At 39.3% G+C, this 14,473-nt stretch carries 13 protein-coding genes; all 13 read left to right on the plus strand.

Annotated features, from left to right (window positions below; all coding sequences use genetic code 11):
- The first annotated feature begins 428 nt into the window (after window positions 1–428).
- The 13 genes from lspA (at window position 429) to ACIQYS_RS17255 (ending at window position 14,427) form a co-directional block, all read left to right on the plus strand.
- Window positions 429–905, plus strand: coding sequence for a signal peptidase II (lspA, locus tag ACIQYS_RS17195; RefSeq protein WP_402982550.1), 477 nt, complete (start codon window positions 429–431; stop codon window positions 903–905).
- Window positions 905–1,831 (plus strand): RluA family pseudouridine synthase, encoded by a 927-nt coding sequence (locus tag ACIQYS_RS17200; protein ID WP_402982553.1) that lies wholly within the window; start codon window positions 905–907, stop codon window positions 1,829–1,831. Before lspA ends, ACIQYS_RS17200 begins: the two co-directional genes overlap by 1 nt.
- 202 nt (window positions 1,832–2,033) lie before the next feature.
- Window positions 2,034–2,573: a bifunctional pyr operon transcriptional regulator/uracil phosphoribosyltransferase PyrR gene (gene pyrR / locus ACIQYS_RS17205; RefSeq protein WP_402982727.1), complete on the plus strand. Its 540-nt coding sequence runs from the start codon at window positions 2,034–2,036 to the stop codon at window positions 2,571–2,573.
- A gap of 31 nt (window positions 2,574–2,604) precedes the next feature.
- Window positions 2,605–3,903, plus strand: a complete 1,299-nt coding sequence (locus ACIQYS_RS17210) for a uracil-xanthine permease family protein (RefSeq protein WP_402982559.1) — start codon at window positions 2,605–2,607, stop codon at window positions 3,901–3,903.
- Window positions 3,904–4,054: 151 nt separating this feature from the next.
- Window positions 4,055–4,933 (plus strand): aspartate carbamoyltransferase catalytic subunit, encoded by an 879-nt coding sequence (locus ACIQYS_RS17215; protein WP_402982562.1) that lies wholly within the window; start codon window positions 4,055–4,057, stop codon window positions 4,931–4,933.
- 1 nt (window position 4,934) lies between these two features.
- The gene (locus tag ACIQYS_RS17220) at window positions 4,935–6,215 is read left to right on the plus strand and encodes a dihydroorotase (RefSeq protein ID WP_402982564.1); all 1,281 of its coding nucleotides are present in this window, start codon (window positions 4,935–4,937) and stop codon (window positions 6,213–6,215) included.
- Window positions 6,212–7,312 carry a carbamoyl phosphate synthase small subunit gene (locus ACIQYS_RS17225; protein ID WP_402982567.1) on the plus strand — a complete coding sequence of 367 codons (1,101 nt, stop codon included), beginning with the start codon at window positions 6,212–6,214 and terminating at the stop codon, window positions 7,310–7,312. The genes ACIQYS_RS17220 and ACIQYS_RS17225 overlap by 4 nt, the downstream gene beginning before the upstream one ends.
- On the plus strand, window positions 7,305–10,502 hold the full coding sequence (carB, locus tag ACIQYS_RS17230; RefSeq protein WP_402982570.1) for a carbamoyl-phosphate synthase large subunit: 3,198 nt from the start codon (window positions 7,305–7,307) through the stop codon (window positions 10,500–10,502). The genes ACIQYS_RS17225 and carB overlap by 8 nt, the downstream gene beginning before the upstream one ends.
- Window positions 10,499–11,275: a dihydroorotate dehydrogenase electron transfer subunit gene (locus ACIQYS_RS17235; RefSeq protein WP_402982572.1), complete on the plus strand. Its 777-nt coding sequence runs from the start codon at window positions 10,499–10,501 to the stop codon at window positions 11,273–11,275. Before carB ends, ACIQYS_RS17235 begins: the two co-directional genes overlap by 4 nt.
- Window positions 11,272–12,186 carry a dihydroorotate dehydrogenase gene (locus ACIQYS_RS17240; protein WP_402982575.1) on the plus strand — a complete coding sequence of 305 codons (915 nt, stop codon included), beginning with the start codon at window positions 11,272–11,274 and terminating at the stop codon, window positions 12,184–12,186. Before ACIQYS_RS17235 ends, ACIQYS_RS17240 begins: the two co-directional genes overlap by 4 nt.
- Window positions 12,183–12,893, plus strand: coding sequence for an orotidine-5'-phosphate decarboxylase (pyrF, locus tag ACIQYS_RS17245; protein ID WP_402982577.1), 711 nt, complete (start codon window positions 12,183–12,185; stop codon window positions 12,891–12,893). The genes ACIQYS_RS17240 and pyrF overlap by 4 nt, the downstream gene beginning before the upstream one ends.
- The gene (pyrE, locus tag ACIQYS_RS17250) at window positions 12,890–13,522 is read left to right on the plus strand and encodes an orotate phosphoribosyltransferase (protein ID WP_402982580.1); all 633 of its coding nucleotides are present in this window, start codon (window positions 12,890–12,892) and stop codon (window positions 13,520–13,522) included. The genes pyrF and pyrE overlap by 4 nt, the downstream gene beginning before the upstream one ends.
- A gap of 224 nt (window positions 13,523–13,746) precedes the next feature.
- Window positions 13,747–14,427, plus strand: a complete 681-nt coding sequence (locus ACIQYS_RS17255) for a DUF6944 family repetitive protein (protein WP_402982582.1) — start codon at window positions 13,747–13,749, stop codon at window positions 14,425–14,427.
- The last annotated feature ends 46 nt before the right edge of the window (window positions 14,428–14,473 follow it).

The following is a 14,473-nucleotide window of genomic DNA, read 5'->3' on the forward strand; positions in this document are numbered from 1 at the left end:
GGATTTGTTCAATTTATAGCAAATTGGCAATAAATTTTGATGGATTGGAGCGAAAGGGCGGCGACTCCTACGGGATGAGTGAGAAGATGAGACATTGCAGGCGAACGCGTTAGCGTCGGCGATGGCTTATCGCTCCCCCCGTGGAAAGCGTCCGCCCTGCAGCGGAAATCCCAGTGGAAAATTTTACTACGACGCAGTTTCCTTATACTGTGCGACCTATCCTTTAATGATAGTTATTACTTTTTAATGCTCGATTAATTAAGTTAATAAATAGTGAAATAGATTGGGGAAGCAGCTATCTGTCTGCAATTTAAATCACCCGAAACGTTTAAAGATACGAGATAGCTTATTTCTTTTTCTGTTTTTTTACGTAATGTTGCATTGTATGGTAAACTAGGGAAGATTCTTTTAAATCGGGGGAATTTGATGTGTGGAAATTTTATGGACTAGCGGCAATTGTCATTGCTCTTGATCAGTGGACTAAATGGTTAATTGTTAAAAATATGGAATTTGGCGAACGTATACCTATATTGGACCCTTATATCGCACTACTTTCTCATCGGAACAGAGGAGCAGCATGGGGGATGCTAGAAGGTCAATTTGGTTTGTTTACCATTATTACAGTTATCGTTATAATCGGGATTATTTATTATTTTCATAAAGAAGCAAAAGGCAAGCCGATATTTCAAGTTGGATTGATGATGTTATTAGGCGGCGCAATAGGAAATTTTATCGATCGTTTATGGAGAAAAGAAGTAGTCGATTTCGTTGATGTATTAATACCAATCATAAACTATGACTTTCCTATTTTTAATGTTGCGGATGCGGCGTTATCAATCGGTGTAGTGATGGTAATAATATTTATATTAAAAGAAGAACGAGCAGAAAAGAAAAAGGTGAAGTAATGGAAGAACTTACATTTGTAATAGAAAAAGAACAAGAAAAAGAGAGAATTGACAAAGCAATAGCCTCTTTTGATACGGATTGGTCACGAACGCAAATCCAAAACTTTATAAAAGATGGACATGTAACAGTGAATAACGAAACCGCAAAATCGAATTATAAAGTGAAAAAAGGAGATGTTATTGTGATCACGCCTCCTGAAGCTATTCCACTTGATATTGTTGCGGAAAACCTGGATTTACACATTGTCTATGAAGACGAAGATGTAGTAGTTGTATATAAACCGCGTGGAATGGTCGTTCATCCTGCACCAGGTCATGTAAGTGGTACACTTGTTAACGGGCTTATGTATCAAGTGAAAGATTTATCGGGCATTAACGGGGTATTACGTCCTGGAATTGTTCACCGTATAGATAAAGATACGACAGGCTTACTAATGGTTGCCAAAAATGATGTAGCACATGAGTCATTAGTCGACCAATTAGTAAAGAAAACAGTAACTCGTAAATATACTGCACTTGTGCATGGACATATTCCTCATGACAAAGGAACAATTGATGCTCCAATCGGGCGAGATAAAAAAGAAAGACAAAGCATGGCTGTAGTAGATAACGGAAAGCATGCTGTGACGCATTTCCGAGTGTTAGAACGCTTCAATAAATATACGTTAGTAGAGTGTCAATTGGAAACAGGAAGAACACATCAAATTCGCGTGCATATGAAATATATTGGGCATCCACTAGCGGGAGATCCAAAGTACGGTCCGAAAAAAACAATTGATTTTAACGGACAAGTGTTACATGCAGGAGTTTTAGGGTTTATCCAACCAAAAACAGGCGAGTACTTGGAGTTCTCTTCCCCACTTCCAGAGGATTTCGAAAATTTAATACAAGATTTGAGAAAACAATCCTTGATAAAAGAAGACTAGTACATTATACTGAATTAAGAAAATCGAATAGCTTCACCTTTAATAACAGTCCAGAGAGGCTGAGAAGGTATATGTGAAAGTGACTCACTATAGGTCTGCGGACTTTTAAGTGAACTTCACCCTATTTAATTACGCACATACAACCTCTTGGGCAACTCTTGCTCAAGAGGTTTTTTATTTTGGAAAGGGGAAAAGAATGGCAATGGCAGAAAAAGCAAACATTTTAGATGAACAATCGATCAAACGTGCACTTACAAGGATTGCACATGAAATTATCGAACGAAATAAAGGAATTGAACAGTGCATACTTGTCGGGATTAAAACGAGAGGTGCATTTTTAGCGGAACGACTTGCGAAGCGAATTGAAGAGATAGAAGGCAAAGCGATCAAAACAGGGGAACTCGATATAACCTTGTACAGAGATGACTTATCACTAAAAAATGGGACAGATGAGCCATTAGTACAAGAAGTAGATATTACACATGATGTAACGGCTAAAAAAGTAATACTAGTCGATGATGTGCTATACACAGGACGAACGGTTCGGGCAGCGATGGATGCAGTAATGGATTTAGGAAGACCTGCACAAATTCAGCTTGCTGTATTAATAGACAGAGGTCATAGAGAGCTTCCGATTCGAGCAGATTATGTTGGGAAAAACATCCCGACTTCTAGTAGCGAACGAATTGTTGTCAAAGTAGTAGAAAAAGATGGTTTAGATGCTGTAACTATATTCGAGTAATAGTTTTCGGAGAAAAGGGGAGGAATCGTACATGTCAAATACCGTATTAGATGTAAATGAAAAACCGTCTGGAGGTCAACTGATTACGTTAAGCTTTCAGCATATGTTCGCCATGTTCGGTTCAACAATTTTAGTACCGCAGCTAGTAGGGTTAAGCCCTGCTATCGCACTACTTACGAGTGGTATAGCGACAATATTTTTCTTAATGATTACGAAGTTTCAAGTGCCAGCTTATTTAGGCTCATCCTTTGCCTTTATTGCACCAATTATTCTTGCAACGGAGATAGGTGGAGTAGGAAGTGCGATGATAGGAGGGATGCTCGTCGGAATCACATACGGCATCGTGTCGCTTATCATTTGGAAGAGCGGGTATAAATGGATTATGAAACTGTTACCACCAATCGTGGTAGGTCCAGTAATTATGGTTATCGGACTAGGGCTTGCAGGAGTGGCAGTTGATATGGCCATGAATATTCCAATTCCGGATACGGATTTAAAAGAGTATAGTTTTATCCACTTCTCAGCGGCATTAGTCACATTATTAACAGCAGTCTTTTGTACAATTTACTTTAAAAATATTTTAAGTACTATGCCGATATTAATTGGTTTAATAGTAGGGTATATATACTCAGCTGCCATTGGAATAATAGATTATTCAGCAGTAAAGGAAGCAGCATGGTTTGAAATTCCAGCCTTTTTAATACCTGGAGTAGATTATGATTTTGTTATTACACCTCATTTAATATTAATTATGGTTCCAATTGTCATCGTCACCATTTCGGAACATATTGGACACCAATTAGTACTTGGGAAAGTAGTGAATCGCAATTATATTAAAGAACCGGGCTTACATCGCTCCTTGTTAGGAGATGGATTTGGTACATTCATCAGTTCTTTAATCGGTGGTCCACCAAAAACGACATACGGTGAAAATATTGGTGTATTAGCCATTACTCGCGTATATAGTGTGTATGTTATTTTAGGAGCAGCAGTTATTGCAATCTTCATATCCTTTTTTGGTAAAGTGATGGCAGTTATTGCAACAATTCCAACAGCTGTTTTGGGTGGTGTATCCATTCTCCTATTCGGAATTATTGCTTCAAGTGGTCTTCGTATGCTAGTTGAAAACAATATTGACTTTGGCAATAGCCGTAATCTAGTCATTGCTTCTGTAATTCTAGTTATCGGAATTGGTGGTGCAAAGTTCATAGTTTCAGAATCTTTAAGTATTGAAGGTATGGCACTAGCAGCAATTATAGGTGTTATACTGAATTTGGTATTACCAGGAAGAAAAGAAGCGGAAACACCGAACTTAAATACAACAGAATAAGTAACCTTTTAAAAGTTGAACAGAGAGTCAGCAAAAGGTTCGGATAGATTGGTTGGGACTTCACTAAGAGATTCCTTTCCTTGTCTATGCTTAAACGAACCTTCTTGAGACTTTTCAAGAAGTTTTTTTTATAGAAAAGAGGAGGATTTAGATGGAAAACTTAGTATCAATGAAAGATTTATCGGTGGAACAAATAACAGCTATTTTAAAACGAGCAGAGGATTTTCGAGATGGTGCTACCTCGACATTGAAAAATAACTATATGATGGCAAATTTATTTTTTGAACCGAGTACCCGAACGAAAATGAGTTTTGAAATGGCAGCGCGAAAATTACAGCTAAATGTAATCCCCTTCGATTCAGGTTTTTCAAGTACATTAAAAGGAGAGTCGCTTTACGATACAGTGAAAGTTTTAGAAGCAATCGGAATAGATGCATTAGTAATAAGGCATGAACAAAACAACTTTTTTGAAGAGTTAGTAGGGAAAACGAAAGTAGCGATCATTAACGGAGGAGACGGGACTGGAAATCATCCAACTCAAAGCCTCCTCGACATCTTCACCATTTGGGAAGAATTTGGGACAGTACAAAACAAAATTATCACGATAGTCGGGGATATAGCACATAGTCGAGTAGCGAGATCGAACGCAGATGCCCTTACTCGCCTCGGCGCAAAAGTACAGTTAGTATGCCCGACAGAATGGCAAGGAGAGTTTGAATGCACCCAAAATTTCGATGAAGTAATTGAATCTAGTGATGTCATGATGATGCTTCGAATACAACATGAAAGACATGCACACAATGGGATATTTTCTAAAGAAGACTATCATCAAGCATTTGGATTAACAGTAGAAAGAGAACGAAAAATGAAAAATGGCGCGATTATCATGCATCCAGCACCATTTAATCGGGAAGTAGAAATCGCGAGTGAAGTAGTAGAGTGTAGCCGGTCTAGAATTCTTAAGCAAGTAGAAAATGGTGTGTATGTCCGTATGGCGATTACGGAAATGATTTTGAAAGGGAGAGAATAACATGACAAAAATTATTCGAAACGTTCAAATAGTTAACAATGCAGGAGATTTGGAAAAAACTTCAGTTGTGATAAAAGAAGGAAAAATAGCAGAAATCGGAGCAAATGTAACAACTGAAAATGCTAATGTTATAGACGGAAAAGGAATGCTTCTCTCACCTGGATTTATCGATGTTCATGTCCATTTACGGGAACCAGGTGGCGAGCAGAAAGAAACAATCGAAACAGGAACGAAAGCTGCAGCAAAAGGTGGATATACAACGATTTGTGCAATGCCAAATACACGACCTGTACCTGATACAGCAGAAAACTTCTCACATGTTCTTGATTTAATAGAGAGAAATGCGCTAGTACGCGTGCTACCATATGCATCGATTACCATCCGTCAAGCTGGAAAAGAAAGAACAAATATTGAAGAGTTAAAAAATCTTGGCGCCTTTGCTTTAACGGATGACGGAGTTGGAATACAAGCTGCAGGTACAATGCTTGAAGCAATGGAGGAAGCTGCGAAATTTAATATCCCAGTTGTTGCGCACTGTGAAGATAATACCCTTATATACGGTGGTGTAATGCATAAAGGAAAAAGAAACGAGGAATTAGGATTAAAAGGAATTCCATCTGTTTCAGAATCAGTACATATTGCGCGAGATATTTTACTCGCAGAAGCCGCGGGAGCTCATTATCATGTATGCCATGTGAGTACGAAAGAATCGGTACGTGTGATACGAGATGCGAAAAAAGCAGGCGTAAATGTAACAGCAGAAGTAAGCCCGCATCATTTATTACTTTGTGAAGATGATATTCTATCAAACGATGCGAACTGGAAAATGAATCCTCCACTAAGATCAAAAGAAGACATGCTAGCACTTCGAGAAGGCTTACTGGATGGAACGCTAGATTTCATTGCGACGGATCATGCACCACATACAGAAGAAGAAAAAGCTTATGGTTTCGAGAAAGCTCCATTCGGAATTGTCGGACTAGAAACGGCATTCCCACTTTTGTATACACATTTTGTGAAAACGGGAGAATGGACTTTACAGCAATTACTTGACTCTTTAACGACTAAACCATCTGACGTTTTCGGATTTGAATTTGGAAAGCTAGAAGTTGGGGCACCAGCAGATTTAGTTTTAATAGATTTGGAAAAAGAACAAGCAATTGAAAAGGAAGCATTTTTATCCAAAGGTCAAAACACACCATTTAACGGATGGGTTTGCACTGCTTGGCCACAAGTGACTATTTACAACGGAGAAATCGTATGGCAGGAGGAGAACGAATGAAAACGAGATATTTACTACTAGAGGATGGGACAGTATTTAAAGGAAATGCTTTTGGAAGCGAAGAAGGATCTATTGGTGAAGTTATTTTCACTACGGCAATGACTGGCTATCAAGAATCCATTTCAGACCCGTCCAACTGTGGTCAGATCTTAACATTTACGTATCCAATGGTTGGAAACTACGGGATTAACCCAGACGATCTTGAATCGATTGAGCTTGCTCTTTCAGGAGTAGTAATAAGAGAACTTGCAGAACAGCCATCTAACTTTAGAAGCCAACGTACATTAAATGAATTTTTGGAAGCGAAAAATGTCCCCGGGATTGAAGGGATCGATACACGAAAATTAACACGTATTATTCGCAATCATGGATCTATAAAAGGGAGGCTTACAAAAGCCGGAGAAGAATTGAACTTGGAACAAGAAATAGAAAAACTAATAGCCACTATTATTCCAAAAAATGTAGTAGAACAAGTCTCTATTGCTCGTCCTTATCCAAGCCCAGGTCGTGGAAAAAGAGTAGTACTTGTTGACTTTGGTATGAAGCACGGTATTTTAAGAGAATTAAATAAACGTAATTGCGACATTATTGTCGTACCATATAATACATCCTCAAAAGAAGTCTTAGCAATGTCCCCAGACGGGGTTATGTTATCAAACGGCCCTGGAGATCCAACCGATATTCCAGAAGCGATCGAAATGGTAAAGGAAATTATCGGGCAAGTTCCGATTTTTGGAGTATGTCTAGGACATCAACTTATATCGCTTGCAAGTGGTGCTACATCTTTCAAATTGAAATTCGGGCATCGCGGGGGTAATCATCCAGTAAAAGATTTAACGACTGGAAGAACAGAACTTACTTCTCAAAATCATGGCTATGCAATTGATACAGATTCAATCGCTAACACAGATTTAGAAATCACCCATATTGCGCTAAATGACGGTACGGTCGAAGGCGTAAAACATAAAAAGTTCCCAGTGTATTCCGTACAGTTCCATCCAGAAGGTTCATGCGGTCCAGAGGATTCCACTCACCTATTTGACCAATTTATCGAATTAATGAATGCTAATAGCAAAAAGGAGAGTTCACATGCCTAAACGTAAAGATATCGAAACCATATTAGTAATCGGTTCTGGTCCAATTGTCATCGGTCAAGCTGCAGAATTTGACTATGCTGGAACGCAAGCTTGTATTTCATTGAAAGAAGAAGGATACCGAGTAATTCTAGTAAACTCCAACCCTGCAACGATTATGACAGATACGGAAATAGCAGATAAAGTATATATTGAGCCTATCACTTTACCTTTTGTAAGCAAAATCATTCGCAAAGAACGCCCGGATGCGATTTTACCTACACTCGGTGGGCAAACAGGATTGAATATGGCGATTGCTCTTGACGAATCAGGTATTTTAAAAGAATTAGGAATAGAAATTTTAGGAACCAAACTAGAAGCAATCCATAAAGCGGAAGACCGTGATCTATTCCGTACACTCATGAACGAATTAGGAGAGCCTGTACCTGACAGTGATATTATCCATAATATGGACGAAGCAAAAGCATTTGTGGAACGAATTGGCTACCCCGTAATCGTGCGTCCTGCTTTCACACTCGGTGGAACAGGTGGAGGTATTTGCCAAAACTCCGCGGACTTACAGGAAATCGTAACGAGTGGATTAAAGTATAGTCCAGTAACCCAATGTTTGCTTGAAAAATCAATTGCAGGATATAAAGAAATTGAATACGAAGTAATGCGCGACTCTGCAGATAATGCAATTGTTGTATGTAATATGGAAAACGTCGATGCAGTTGGAATTCATACAGGAGATTCGATTGTTGTTGCTCCTACGCAAACTTTGTCGGACCGTGAAAATCAAATGCTTCGTAATGTGTCACTAAAAATTATTCGTGCATTAAAAATTGAAGGTGGATGTAATGTACAGCTAGCGCTCGATCCACATAGCTTTAATTATTATATTATTGAAGTTAACCCACGAGTAAGCCGTTCCTCGGCACTTGCTTCAAAAGCTACTGGATATCCTATTGCGAAGCTTGCAGCAAAAATTGCAGTAGGTCTTACATTAGATGAAATGATGAACCCCGTAACAGAAAAAACGTATGCTTGCTTTGAACCGGCACTTGATTATATCGTGGCGAAAATCCCAAGATGGCCATTCGATAAATTTGAGTCAGCTAAACGTAATCTAGGAACGCAAATGAAAGCAACCGGGGAAGTAATGTCCCTAGGGCGTACGTTTGAAGAAGCAATTCTGAAATCAGTTCGCTCCCTTGAAACCGGTCACTTCCATATCGAAATGAAAAACGCTGAAACCATCACAGATGAATGGATGCAAAAACGTATTCGCCGTGCAGGAGATGAGCGCTTGTTCTTCATCGGGGAAGCACTTCGCAGAGGGGTATCGGTAGAGCAAATCCATGTGTGGAGCCAAATCGATGTATTTTTCTTAAACAAACTACAAAATATTGTGCGATACGAAAAAGAAATTCAAGCAAATCCATATGATCAAGAGGTGCTATACAAAGCAAAACGTATGGGCTTTGCGGATAAAACAATCGCAAAATATTGGAATGTAAAAGAAATAGAAGTGTACAATTTTAAGAAAAAACATAACATCGTTCCTGTTTACAAAATGGTTGATACTTGTGCAGGAGAATTTGAATCAGAAACGCCATACTTCTACGGAACATACGAAGAAGAAAACGAATCTATCCGTAGCGAAAAAGAAAGTGTTATCGTGCTTGGATCAGGTCCGATTCGTATCGGTCAAGGGGTGGAATTTGACTACGCAACGGTTCACTCGGTATGGGCTATTAAAGAAGCAGGGTACGAAGCAATTATTATAAACAACAATCCTGAAACAGTTTCAACCGATTTCTCTATCTCCGATAAATTATACTTCGAACCTCTAACGGTGGAAGATGTCATGCATATCGTAGACCTAGAACAACCAAAAGGAGTAGTCGTACAATTTGGTGGTCAAACAGCGATTAACTTAGCTGCTGCTTTAGAAGAAAGAGGCGTAAAAATTTTAGGGACTACATTAGAAGATATCGACCGTGCAGAAAATCGTAACGAATTTGAAGCTGCCCTACATGAGATTGATATTCCGCAACCACTTGGGAAAACAGCCGTTTCAGTAGAAGAAGCAGTAGCGATTGCAAACGAAATCGGTTACCCAGTGCTTGTAAGACCTTCTTACGTACTAGGTGGTCGTGCAATGCAAATCGTTTATACCGAAGAAGAGATTAAACATTATATGGAGCATGCCGTAGATGCAAGTCCAGAAAAACCGGTACTAATCGACCGTTACTTAACTGGAACAGAAATTGAAGTAGACGCCATTTGTGATGGAGAGAACGTATTAATCCCAGGAATTATGGAGCATATTGAACGCGCAGGAGTTCACTCTGGTGACTCAATTGCTGTGTATCCACCACAAAGACTTTCACAACAACATATTGATACCCTTCTGGACTATACAACTAGACTTGCAAAAGGGTTGAAAATTGTAGGATTAATGAATATCCAATACGTCATTTCAAATGATGAAGTATATGTGATTGAAGTAAATCCACGCTCAAGCCGTACAGTACCATTTTTAAGTAAAATTACATCCATTCCAATGGCGAATATCGCAACAAAAGCAATTTTAGGTCAATCCATTCTAGAACAAGGCTATAAACCAGGACTTGTTCCGAATAGCCAAGGCGTCTTTGTAAAAGTGCCAGTATTCAGCTTTGCGAAGCTTCGTCGTGTAGACATTACACTTGGACCAGAGATGAAATCGACTGGGGAAGTAATGGGGAAAGACATCACGTTAGAAAAAGCATTATACAAAGGCTTAGTAGCGGCTGGCATGGAAATAAAAGATCATGGTTCTGTCCTAATGACTGTCTCGGATAAAGATAAGGAAGAAGCAATTGAAATCGCCAAAAAGTTTAATCATATAGGCTTCCGCATTATTGCAACAGTAGGAACAGCAGAAGCGATTCAAAAAACAGGAATACCTGTAGATATTGTAGGAAAAATCGGTTCAAAAGGTACGACAATCATAGATCTGATTCAAAAAGGGAAGGCACAATTTGTTATTAATACATTAACAAAAGGGATGCAGCCAGAACGTGATGGGTTCCGTATTCGAAGAGAATCGGTTGAAAATGGTATTCCCTGTTTAACATCTTTAGACACCGCAGAAGCATTGCTGCGGGTCATCGAATCAATGACTTTTTCAACAGATACGATGACACGGGAGGAGGTTCATGCATGATTAGACAAGAACAAATGCAGGTCGTCAGGCAACAACAAATTGCGACGAACATCTTCGAACTAACATTAATTGGGCAACTCGTTCAAGAGATGAAACAACCCGGTCAATTTGTCCATTTACGTGTGTCTGACCAAATGGAACCACTGCTTAGAAGACCTATTAGTATATCGTCAATAGATAAAGAAACACTGGAGTTTACGATGATCTATCGTGCGGATGGAAGAGGAACTATACTTCTTTCTGAAAAGAAACCAGGAGACCAAGTCGATGTACTTGGGCCTCTTGGAAATGGTTTTCCAATCGATAAAGTAGAAGCAGGTCAAACAGTGTTACTAGTTGGGGGAGGAATAGGGGTACCACCACTTTATGAGTTATCAAAACGGCTTGTGGAAAATAGAGTAAAACCAATTCATGTACTCGGGTTCCAATCAAAAAATGTAGTGTTTTATGAACGACAATTTCAAGAGTTAGGAGAAACACATATCGTAACGGTAGACGGATCTCACGGTCATAAAGGATTTGTTACGAAAGTACTTGAAACGTTAGAAGATGATATTGCCGTTTACTACAGTTGCGGGCCAACGCCAATGTTAGCTGCTCTGGAGAAAATGTATCCGGAAAAAGTAGGGTATTTATCTTTCGAACAACGCATGGGCTGCGGAATAGGGGCTTGCTTTGCATGCGTATGTGAAACGACAGAAAAAACAGAAGCCGACTATGTAAAAGTTTGTTCAGATGGTCCAGTGTTTCAGTCAGGAGTGGTTCTTGTATGAATAGATTAGCGGTTAAATTGCCAGGCCTTTCATTGAAAAATCCTATCATGCCGGCTTCAGGATGCTTTGGCTTTGGGAAAGAATATGCCAAATTATATGATCTATCTAAGCTCGGTGCGATAATGATTAAAGCAACAACATTAGAAATGAGGCTAGGAAATCCGACACCGCGTGTAGCAGAAACACCAGCTGGGATGTTAAATGCGATCGGGTTACAAAATCCGGGTTTAACGAAAGTAATGGAAAATGAACTTCCTTGGTTAGAGCAATATGATGTGCCAATTATCGCAAATGTTGCCGGAACACTAACGGAAGATTATGTAGCAGTTGCGAAAAGCATATCAAAAGCACCGAATGTGCATGCGCTAGAGATAAATATTTCATGTCCAAATGTAAAGCAAGGTGGGATTACTTTTGGAACAGATCCTGTAATTGCAGAAGAGTTAACTCGGGCTGTAAAAGAAGTTTCCTCGGTTCCTGTGTACGTAAAGCTTTCCCCGAACGTGACAAATGTAAATGATATCGCAAAAGCGGTAGAAGCAGGTGGAGCGGACGGAATTACTATGATTAATACACTGCTTGGTATGCGTTTAGATACGAAAACTGGTCAACCGGTTATTGCCAATGTCACAGGTGGATTATCTGGTCCAGCGATTAAACCTGTTGCCCTTCGTATGGTATATGATGTAGCAAAACAAGTGTCTATTCCGATCATTGGAATGGGCGGAATTTCAACGATTGATGACGTAATTGACTTTTTGTCCGCGGGAGCGAGTGCTGTTGCAGTTGGTACCGCAAACTTCGTGGATCCATTTGTTTGCCCGAATTTAATCGAGCAACTTCCAGAAAAATTGGATGAACTAGGATTTGATTTGGTTTCAGAACTAGTTGGAAGGAGTCATCGATTATGAAAAACAGTCCAATTGTCGCATTAGATTTTGCGAGTGCTGAAGAAGTATACCAATTTTTATCACCTTTCGAACAAACTCTTTTTGTAAAAGTAGGGATGGAACTTTATTTGCAAGAAGGTCCATCTATCGTCTATAAGCTGAAAGGAATGGGACATGATGTGTTTCTTGATTTGAAGCTTCACGACATTCCCAATACAGTTGGGCAGGCGATGAAAGGTTTAGCTCGATTAGGCGCTGATTTAGTGAATGTACATGCTGCTGGTGGAAAGGCAATGATGATTGCTGCTCGAGAAGGATTAGAAGCTGGGACAACGGCAGGCAATAAAAGACCGGCTATTATTGGTGTAACACAGCTGACGTCCACTTCGGAAAAACAAATGCAAGAAGAGCAACTGATCCAAACATCTATTGATGTATCTGTTGTCCACTACGCAAAACTGGTTAAAAGTGCTGGATTAGACGGTGTTGTATGTTCGGTACTAGAAGCGAATAAAATTCTGGATGCATGTGGTAATGAATTTTTGAGAGTAACTCCAGGAATTCGCTTATCAGAAGGGGAAGCACACGATCAAATTCGTGTAGCGACACCATCAAACGCTAGAATATTAGGTTCGTCTCATATTGTCGTAGGGCGGGCAATTACAAGAGCAGACAACGCTGTTCAAGCTTATGAGAACATATTAAAGGTGTGGGAGGAACAAGCATGACATTAGAAAATACAATCGCAAAAGCGCTACTTAAAGTAGGAGCAATCGAATTAAAACCAAACGAACCTTTCACATGGGCATCTGGCATTAAATCTCCTATTTACTGTGATAACCGCATTACGATGTCGTCTCCTACAATTCGAAAACAAATTGCAAAAGGATTAGCGGATGCAATCAGGAAATACTTCCCAGGAACAGAAGCTATAGCTGGTACAGCAACAGCAGGTATTCCACATGCCGCATGGGTAAGTGATGTATTAGAACTCCCGATGATGTATGTTCGTTCAAAAGCAAAAGAACATGGTCGTGGCAATCAAATTGAAGGTAAAATGGTCGCTGGACAAAAAGTAGTGGTCATTGAAGATCTAATCTCTACTGGTGGGAGCAGCTTAGTAGCTGTAGAAGCGCTTCAAAAAGAAGGTTTTGAAGTACTTGGAGTAGTGAGTATTTTTACATATGGACTTCCAAAAGCAGAACAAGCTTTTAAAGAAGCTGGCATCTTCTTTGTAAGTTTAACGAATTATGATGCATTGACAAAAGCAGCTCGTGATGCCGGAATGATTGATGAAGCTGATTTACCGATGCTTTCGAAATGGCATAATGATTTGAAAGAAGGATTGTTAAAATAAGTAAAAAGACATTCACTAATCGATTAGTGAATGTTTTTTTGGTTTGTAGACTTTTTTTATGTGAGAGCATAGTAATCTGACATTCGTACGTTTGTTGCACATTACTACAAGCTTAATTGTGAATGGTACCATTTATCGATTTGCATTTACACTAATTGAAGCGAGCAACAATACAAATCCGCGCATATGATATGGTACTGTCGTTTACGGAACGGTGGGATATTTTGAAGCAACATGGAGAGGAGCTTGTATATACGGCTGCCTGGATTGTTACAATTGGTACCGTTATTACAGCTATAGGACAAACAAGTAAAACATTTACCGAAAGTCTGATGGGAGCAAACCTAATTGCCAAAGGGAATGCCATTGAAGCTTTCGGAAACAGTTTGGAGGCAATAGGAACTACAGTATTATTGTCGGAAGAAAAAGAGTCGTACTTAACTGATATAATATTTGGTGCATGGATTCAGGCGGTTGGTAATGTTACGAATACAGTTACAACGAATATCGAAATCGCTACTGCTGATGAAGGTGCCATTGGTCTAAATGCGGTTGGAAGTGGTATTCAAGGGCTTGGTGCAACTTATGAGGCAATTGGTGCACTAGAAGGGCATTCGCCGTTTAAAAGTTTAGAAGTAACTGGATTAAGTATACTTGCTTTAGGAGCATTTCTTGACGCAGTAGGTCTTCTTTTTTCCATGAAAAACCTGAATAGAGCTGGTGACAGATTGTCGTTTATTGGAAGTTGGACACAAGTTATTGGTGCTTTTACCGTGGTGATTGCTTTAAAAACTGCCTCTGATATCAATTTAGTTCAACAACAAGAACAAGACTACTACTGTTATCAGTATTATAATTATCCAATAATGCACTTGTATGACCCAAATTTTAATAGAATGATATAGCCTTTCCTTACTTTTCAAGTAGAAGTAATGAAAGGCTTTTTATATG

The sequence above is a fragment of the Psychrobacillus sp. NPDC096426 genome, assembly GCF_044762745.1.
GTDB lineage: Bacteria > Bacillota > Bacilli > Bacillales_A > Planococcaceae > Psychrobacillus.

Coding starts and splice junctions, on each gene's coding strand:
- ACIQYS_RS17200 (WP_402982553.1), top strand. CDS start 905: ATGGAAGAACTTACATTTGTAATAGAAAAAGAACAAGAAAAAGAGAGA.
- pyrR (WP_402982727.1), top strand. CDS start 2,034: ATGGCAGAAAAAGCAAACATTTTAGATGAACAATCGATCAAACGTGCA.
- ACIQYS_RS17210 (WP_402982559.1), top strand. CDS start 2,605: ATGTCAAATACCGTATTAGATGTAAATGAAAAACCGTCTGGAGGTCAA.
- ACIQYS_RS17215 (WP_402982562.1), top strand. CDS start 4,055: ATGGAAAACTTAGTATCAATGAAAGATTTATCGGTGGAACAAATAACA.
- ACIQYS_RS17220 (WP_402982564.1), top strand. CDS start 4,935: ATGACAAAAATTATTCGAAACGTTCAAATAGTTAACAATGCAGGAGAT.
- ACIQYS_RS17225 (WP_402982567.1), top strand. CDS start 6,212: ATGAAAACGAGATATTTACTACTAGAGGATGGGACAGTATTTAAAGGA.
- carB (WP_402982570.1), top strand. CDS start 7,305: ATGCCTAAACGTAAAGATATCGAAACCATATTAGTAATCGGTTCTGGT.
- ACIQYS_RS17235 (WP_402982572.1), top strand. CDS start 10,499: ATGATTAGACAAGAACAAATGCAGGTCGTCAGGCAACAACAAATTGCG.
- ACIQYS_RS17240 (WP_402982575.1), top strand. CDS start 11,272: ATGAATAGATTAGCGGTTAAATTGCCAGGCCTTTCATTGAAAAATCCT.
- pyrF (WP_402982577.1), top strand. CDS start 12,183: ATGAAAAACAGTCCAATTGTCGCATTAGATTTTGCGAGTGCTGAAGAA.
- pyrE (WP_402982580.1), top strand. CDS start 12,890: ATGACATTAGAAAATACAATCGCAAAAGCGCTACTTAAAGTAGGAGCA.